General features: G+C 58.6%; 5 protein-coding genes and 2 pseudogenes. 6 read left to right on the top strand and 1 reads right to left on the bottom strand.

Going from position 1 to position 7,493, the window contains the following annotated elements:
• Positions 1 to 631: 631 nt before the first annotated feature.
• A complete protein-coding gene (dnaA, locus tag Tam10B_RS12505; RefSeq protein ID WP_093961567.1) occupies positions 632 to 2,341 on the bottom strand; it encodes a chromosomal replication initiator protein DnaA in 1,710 nt (569 codons plus the stop codon).
• A gap of 777 nt (positions 2,342 to 3,118) precedes the next feature.
• On the opposite strand from dnaA, the gene rpmH reads away from it, so the two are divergent.
• The 6 genes and pseudogenes from rpmH (at position 3,119) to rsmG (ending at position 6,989) form a co-directional block, all read left to right on the top strand.
• Positions 3,119 to 3,253 carry a 50S ribosomal protein L34 gene (gene rpmH / locus Tam10B_RS12500; RefSeq protein ID WP_093961566.1) on the top strand — a complete coding sequence of 45 codons (135 nt, stop codon included), beginning with the start codon at positions 3,119 to 3,121 and terminating at the stop codon, positions 3,251 to 3,253.
• 39 nt (positions 3,254 to 3,292) lie between these two features.
• Positions 3,293 to 3,664 (top strand): annotated as a pseudogene (rnpA, locus tag Tam10B_RS13665) (ribonuclease P protein component); the annotation flags it as partial.
• 248 nt (positions 3,665 to 3,912) lie between these two features.
• A pseudogene (gene yidD / locus Tam10B_RS13660) lies at positions 3,913 to 4,176 on the top strand (membrane protein insertion efficiency factor YidD); the annotation flags it as partial.
• 170 nt (positions 4,177 to 4,346) lie between these two features.
• Positions 4,347 to 5,375, top strand: coding sequence for a membrane protein insertase YidC (gene yidC, locus Tam10B_RS12485; protein WP_093961563.1), 1,029 nt, complete (start codon positions 4,347 to 4,349; stop codon positions 5,373 to 5,375).
• 264 nt (positions 5,376 to 5,639) lie between these two features.
• On the top strand, positions 5,640 to 6,191 hold the full coding sequence (locus tag Tam10B_RS12480) for a Jag family protein (RefSeq protein ID WP_093961562.1): 552 nt from the start codon (positions 5,640 to 5,642) through the stop codon (positions 6,189 to 6,191).
• A gap of 117 nt (positions 6,192 to 6,308) precedes the next feature.
• Positions 6,309 to 6,989, top strand: a complete 681-nt coding sequence (gene rsmG, locus Tam10B_RS12475) for a 16S rRNA (guanine(527)-N(7))-methyltransferase RsmG (protein ID WP_093961561.1) — start codon at positions 6,309 to 6,311, stop codon at positions 6,987 to 6,989.
• The last annotated feature ends 504 nt before the right edge of the window (positions 6,990 to 7,493 follow it).

Here is a 7,493-nt window from a genome sequence, read left to right as displayed (position 1 = left end):
GGATCGGAGTTGCGGGACGTGCTGGAATCACGCGTGAGGTCCATGCGACTGCATCGGCGAGGGACGCGGAGTTGACTTCTGCCTTCATAAGAATTCTTATCCCTAACGTGTTGGTGAACGATAAAACTTGATGAACCCAATTCTACCTGTGCGGTCGGTGAGTTATCCCCAAAGGCAAGGTCTGCTTATGACGATCATGGTCATCTAAAGAAGATAAACAAGTAATCGTAATAATAAGCCCTGTGGATAATGTGGATAACTCGTTTGGTCCTTACTGTTGCTTGCTTTCAAAGTTTTCCAGAAATGTGGATAACTTTCGAATGGTATGTGGATAAGTACCCGGGTTATCCACAGTTGCAGAGGAACCCTTGATTTTTCAACATTTTGAGGCCACTTATCAACGGCTTATCCGCAGGTTTTCCACAGGAAAATCGAGTGTTATCCACGGGCTTTCGCCAATGAAGTGGATAACTATGTGGATAACTTTCTAAGATTTTGGGAATCCGCCGGCGTGTTGAACGACGACAAAACCTCAAAAATGTGGATAATCCGTGAGGCTGCCGCCGTTCCTTTTCATCATCCGTTTCGCTGGCCTTCTTTCTCAGGCTACGGCCGCACGTTTACCCTGAAATCACCCCATTCCCGGATTGCTATGCCGCTTGATTCGGCCCGTCAGCTCGTTCACGTAGTTGTAGACCTCGCGTTTCTGCGCCATGCCGGACTGGATCTTCTTGTAGGCGTGCATCACCGTGGAATGATCACGGCCGCCGAAGATCTCGCCGATATCCACCAAGGACAGGCTGGTCAGTTCGCGCGTCATGTACATGGCGATCTGCCGCGCCAGCGCCACGTTCTTGGCGCGCCACGGCCCCACCAGATCGTCGAACGTGAGCTGGAAGTACTGGGCCACCTGCGTGATGATGTCGGTGGGCTTGATCTCCACCTCGGTGGTGAAGAAGTCCTGCAGCGTCTGCTCGGCCAGCAACCGCGTGATTGGCTGGTTGTTGAGGCTGGCCATGGCGGTGACTCGGGTCAGTGCACCCTCGAGCTCGCGGATGTTGTCGGTCACCTGTTCGGCGATCAGATCGAGCACGTCGTTCGGGATCTCCAGGTTGGAGATCTGCGCTTTCATGCGAAGGATTGCAATACGGGTCTCGCGGTCCGGCGGCTTGACGTCCACCGACAGTCCAGAGTCGAATCGCGAGATCAGACGCTGCTCGAATCCCTTGAGGTTCTTGGGCGCCACATCGGAGGCGATCACGATCTGCTTGTTGGCGTCGTGCAGCGCGTTGAACGTGTGGAAGAACTGCTCGAGCGTCGCCTCCTTGCCGCCAAGGAACTGGATGTCATCGATCAGCAGCACGTCCACCTCGCGGTAGCGACGGTTGAACTCGGCGATCAGACCATTCGTCTGGGCCTCTCCCTGCAGGGATTCGATGAACTCGTTGGTGAACTCCTCCGAGTTGACGTAGCGCACCTTGAGCCGGGGGTTCTCGCTCAGCGCATAGTTGCCGATCGCGTTGAGCAGATGGGTCTTGCCCAGACCGGATCCGCCGTAGATACACAGCGGGTTGAACGATAGGCCCGGTGCTTCGGCCACTGCCAGAGACACCGCACGCGCGAAGCGGTTGGAATCGCCAGGCACGAACGTCTCGAACGTGGCGTTGCGATTGAGATGCGTCTCCTCGTCTCGGGCGACCTTGGCTCCGCCTGCGGGAACACCCGGAACTGCAATCGTTCGCTCAAGCTGATCCTTGGTGGGAACGTCGGCGAAATCGTCGAGCTTCTCCTGCACGAATCGGCCGGAACCAGGCATCGGCGTGAAATTCGCGCGAGGTTTGGCTGGTTTTGCGGCGGTCGGCAGATCGGGAGAAGGAAGATCTCGAAGACCCCTGCGCACATCACGGTCCGTGACGGCGGCGGGCTTCGACTGTGCGTTGGCCGGCGCTCCGGCAGTGCGTTCGCCGGTCCTGCGGGCCGATGATTCGGCAGATGCGGATTCCGCTGCACCTGACTGCTGATTCTTCTGCGGCTTGGCTCCGGACCGGGAGCCCTTGGAAGCGGAAGCCGGAGGAACGATCTTGATCAGCGGGACCAGCGGCTCCCCGCCGTTCGCCGCCTGCAACGCACGCAGCACCGCCTCCTTGTTTTCAATGGTCAGGCGGGTGATCTCGTTGGACGCGTTGAGCACGATCATGGAATCGAAGACGCTGACGGGCGTGATATCCTCGACGCAGCTCATATCGCGAGGAGTAAGCGTATCGTCATGACGAAGACTGCTGCAGGCGATCGTCCAGATGCGTTGCGCATCCTCGGCCGGCGTCGCGGTGTCCGAGCTCATGGCCTCCTCCTTCATGGTCCGTTGTCGGATAGTTATCCACATATACAGTGCAGATATACTTTTATACGCCCTTCCCTCAAAGTTATCCACAGGCACGCGTGTTGAAAATACTGGATTGTGAATAACATTTATGTCGTTTGTGGATAAATATAGGCCAAAATGTGGATAACTTTTGGCGCGGGAGCCGCGGAATTACAACGATCTTCGACGTGGACTTAAGTTATCCACAGCCTTGCATGTGGATGATTGTGGATAAATGTGCATAACTTGCGAGATCTGAATTCCGCTTCGTATGAGGCGGGAGAGGGGTGTAGGGAGACTCCCTTTTTTAAGAGAGACAGTTGCGTACTGCATGATTAGGATCTTTACGGAGATCGGGCTTGGCTCCCCTCCCGGGGAGGGGAGCTGGCTGCCAAAGGCAGACTGAGGGGAGGGCGACACCCGGCGAGCTCGAGTTCCCCCGAATACAGCCCCCTGATGTGCCCTATGTCGGCTGCGCTCGTGACCGTTCGAGCTCTCCCTAATACAGGACTCCCTTCAGTCGGCTGGCGCTGACATCTCCCCTCGGCGCCGAAGGGGGCCTAGGCGAATGAAGCTTGCCAATAGGGAACGGCCTCTTATACCAGAAACTATGTGAAGATCCCGTGGAAGTCGGCGAGTCCGGTTGCTGTAATCCCTCCTTCTGGTTTGACTCGGACCACTGCTCCTTGTATCTTGGAGAAGATTGACTCATTGAGATAGCCATGCCTTTGCATGGCCAAAACCGGGAGCATAACTATGAAGAGGACTTTCCAGCCCAACAACCGTCGTCGTCACATGAAGCACGGCTTCCGTGCCCGCATGCGCACTCGTTCCGGCCGCGCTCTGATCAACCGTCGTCGCGCCAAGGGCCGCAAGGTTCTGTCCGCCTGATTCGCGTACTGATTAACGCAAAGGCACGTCGGAACCCAAGTGGAACGGCTGAAAAGCCACCGCGACTTCGTTGGGGTGTTGAAGAAAAGGACCAAAGTATCCAGTAAGGATCTTGTGGTCCATTTTCTTGTTTGCGCACCTAACGCTGGCGACGGCGGCAGCGACGGCAAGCATACCGGCCCATCCCTCTCGGGACGTAGGCTCGGTCTTGCCGTATCCAAAGCGGTGGGCAAGGCGGTCACCCGAAACCAGGTGAAACGGCGTCTGCGCGTACTGGCAAGACGGTACGAGGATCTTCTGCCGCAGTCATGCGACGTGGTGATCCGCGCCAAGCCAAGCGCCGCGCATGCGGAATTCTCGTCGCTTGACGGGCAGCTGGCCAAACTGTTCGATCGTGTTCAGACACGGTCGCAGCAGGGTGCCGAAAAGATGAATCAGGCGAAAAATACAGCGGAGAGAAGCGAGGTAGAGGAGAGGTCTGCGATGCAGACCGGTTCTCCAAAACAAACTTCACCCGGCTTCGCCTCGTCGACCACGGCGAATATCGCATCGCACGGTTCCGAGAATACCGATCAGGCAACGACTGCATCGGCAAACGAAACCGCGGAACCGGTCAATCGAACAGTGCGGGACTGAACATGAACCCGGCGGTACAAGGAATGACACTGGCGATCCGCTGGTATCAACGGAGAATATCGCCGCTGTTCGGACCGTGCTGCAAATACTATCCGTCATGTTCCCGCTACGCGCTCACCGCAATACAACGGTTCGGCGCGATCCGTGGCAGCATCCTGGCCATACTGCGGCTCATGCGGTGCCGGCCATGGAGTCGCGGCGGCATCGACGACGTTCCCCAACGTTTCTCGATCTTCTACCGATTCCACTGGTCCAAAGCCCACGAGGAGCCGCGACTCACGCCGCTCGGCTACGAGACAGACGACGGAACGCCCGGGGAACCGGACCGGAAACCGGCGGAGAACATCGTCGACGAATCACCGAGCAGCCCACACATCGCAACAACATCGAGCCAACGATCCCAACGATCCATTGATCCCATCGTGCCGAAAACCGAGGAGGCAATCCCGTGACACCGATGAATCAGAACGTGTTCTATCTGGACAATTCCAGCTTCTTCGCGTTCTTCTACAAGATCCTGTATCCCATCGAATGGTTGATGACGCACCTGCTGAACATCTTCCATGAGGCGCTGACGTTCATCGGCTTCCAGGACGGCCCCGGCATCGCATGGGTGCTGTCGATCGTGCTGCTGGTGGTGTTCGTGCGTCTGTGCATCCTGCCGCTGTTCGTCAAGCAGATGAACTCGATGCGCAAGATGCAGGCCCTGCAGCCCAAGCTGAAGCACATCCAGGACAAGTACAAGGGCAAGACCGATCCCGCCAGCCGCGAGGCCATGAACCGCGAGACGATGAAGCTCTATGCCGACACCGGCGCGAACCCGATGGGCTCCTGCGTGCCCGCGCTGATCCAGTCCCCGGTGTTCATGACCATGTTCTACGTGCTGTCCTCCGTGAGCTACATCGCCCGCGGCGTGAAGGACCCGTACGGCGCGTTCACCGTGGACGTGGCGAAGGACATCGAGGCCACGCATGTGTTCAATGTGAGCCTGGCCGACATGTTCGGCACGGCCAGCGGCAGCGGCAAGATCACCGTCGGCGTGTTCATCGCCCTGATGTGTCTGACCATGTTCCTGTCGCAGTACTACAACCTGCGCCGCAACCTGCCGCGCGAGTCCATGCAGGGCCAGCAGTACAACATGCAGCGTTCGATGGCGTTCATCTTCCCGGTCATGTACATCTTCTCCGGCATCGCCTTCCCGTTCGCCGTGCTTGTGTACTGGCTGACCAACAACGTGTGGACGCTCGCCCAGACCATCGTGCAGGTGGAGCACATGCCCACGCCGGGCTCCCCGGCCGCCGAGACCCGCGCCAAGCGCGTGCACGCCCGCGAGGTGCGCCGCCGCGAGCGCGAGGGCCTGCCGACGATCGAGGAGGAGGCGCTCGCCAAGGCCAAGGCCGCCGAGGCCGAGCGCGGCGAGAAGGGCCACCAGCGTCAGCAGCCCAGCCGCAAGAAGAGCCAGCCGAAGAGCAAGCGCAAGAAGTAGCGCATCGCTCGACGGGCGTCACCACGGCACGTCACGGCGAACGGTCGTGATCGGTGCCGACGGTGCCGGCTGAGATTCGTGAAGCGCGGATCGTGTGAAACGCACGATCCGCGCTTTTTCATTGCGGTTCATTGCGCCGGCGTTTTCCCGGTTTCTGTTGCGGAGATGGCTGACTACGTAGCTTCTGCCGTGTAAGGTGAGGAATGGTGTCGTGAATCGAGTGCGATTAGACTTGCACTCAACTGTGTCTTTTAAGGAGTTGTAATGTCTCAGACGGATGAGAAGACGATCGATCAGCTCAATGAGGAAGCTGACATCGCCGCCGATTACCTTGAGGGTCTGCTGGATATCGTCGATTATGAGGGTGACATCGAGATGGGTGTGCGCAACAACCGTCCGGTGGTGCAGATCGTGGCCGACGACGATACGGACATCAAGCATCTGATCGGCCGCAAGGGCGAGGTGGTCGACGCGCTGCAGCAGCTGACCCGTCTGGCCGTGCAGCAGAAGACCGGCGAGCGTTCTCATCTGATCATCGACGTGGACGGCTATCTCAAGCGCAAGCGTCAGCGTCTGAAGGACATGGCCCTGGACGCGATCGACGAGGTGCGCGAGACCGGCGAGCCGGTGTCGCTGGACCCGATGAACTCGTTCGAACGCAAGATCATCCACGACGTGGTGCGCGACGAGGGCCTGAAGTCCCGTTCCCACGGCGAGGAGCCGCACCGTTACGTGACGGTGTATCGCAAGGCCTCCGAGACCGCCGCCGACGTCGATGCCGATGTGGCCGACGACGTGGATGAGGTCGAGGAGTAATCGGATCGTGGTCGGCGCTCGCGGTTGATGGACGCGTCGGGTGACCGACTAACGGACGGTGACACTAACGGATAGTGGCAAGAACGACGGAACGATAAGGACGAAGAGTACGCGCATATGACGGATCAGCTTGACGGTTCGCCGATCATTGACGAGGTGCTGGGTGCCGCGGCGGCCCCGCTGCGAGTGTTTCACGAGAAACTGGAACGTGAGGGGGAGCCGCGCGGCCTGATCGGCCCGCGTGACGTGGACATCCTGTGGGAGCGGCACATTCTTAACTCCGCGGCCGTGGTGCCGTTCATTCTCGACGCGCTGGGCGTGCCCGACGATGAGAACGGCGAGGGTCGTCTGAACGCCACCGGACAGCTCGCCGACGTGGGCAGTGGCGGCGGGTTCCCCGGCATCATCGTGGCGGCGTGCCTGCCGAAGGTGTCGGTGTCGCTGATCGAGCCGATGGAACGTCGTGTGGACTGGCTGAGCGAGGTCGTGCACGATCTTGACCTTGGCAACGTGCGCATCGTGCACGCACGCGCCGAGGATGCGAAGAAGCCTGGTGAGGGCTTCGATGTGGTGACCTGCCGCGCCGTGGCGCCCATGCGCAAGCTCGCCGGCTTCACGATGCCGCTGCTGCGTTCCGGCGGCCGTCTGGTGGCGCTGAAGGGCCGTACCGCGCAGGACGAGATCGACAAGGGCATGAAGATGATCCTGCGTGCCAAGGGCCGTGACCCGCGCGTTGTGGATGCCCCCGTGGCGCCCGGTCTCGAATCCACCCACGTGGTGCTGGTGGACAAGAAGTAGTACTGTATCCCGCGTGAAACAGCAGCCTCCTTTTGCAGAAGGAGGCTTTTTCATGACGTGGGTGTGTCGGAAGGGACGATCGTCGTCAGTGTCACCGATCGTCGGTGTTGCGGTTTTCGATGTCGTTGATGCATGAATAGTGCGTGTTATGCACACCGTGCGGTGGATAGATTGTGGAAAACCTCAGTAAAATTGTGGATAACTTTTTAGACGTCGTCTAATCGTTGCAATCATGCCGATGTTAGGGATTCGGCAAACGATTGCTTGGTCGGCAAGAAAAGGCATCAACGACGAGTTTTCCACATTTTTGTCCACAGATATCCACATTCGTCCACAACGATCGATTTGACTTGCGTTGTCGGTGTGTGATGACCACAATGGGAATCCGATTCGGATACAATCGAAGAATATTTGAACGAAGAAAGGTGAACCATGGCGAATGTTTCACGTGAAACAACACAGGCCGATGGTCAGGAGCAGGGGGAGCACATCGAATCCACGACC

The sequence above is a fragment of the Bifidobacterium vansinderenii genome, assembly GCF_002234915.1.
GTDB lineage: Bacteria > Actinomycetota > Actinomycetes > Actinomycetales > Bifidobacteriaceae > Galliscardovia > Galliscardovia vansinderenii.
Note: the sequence above shows the minus strand (reverse complement) of the source record. Positions and strands in the feature narration are given on the sequence as shown.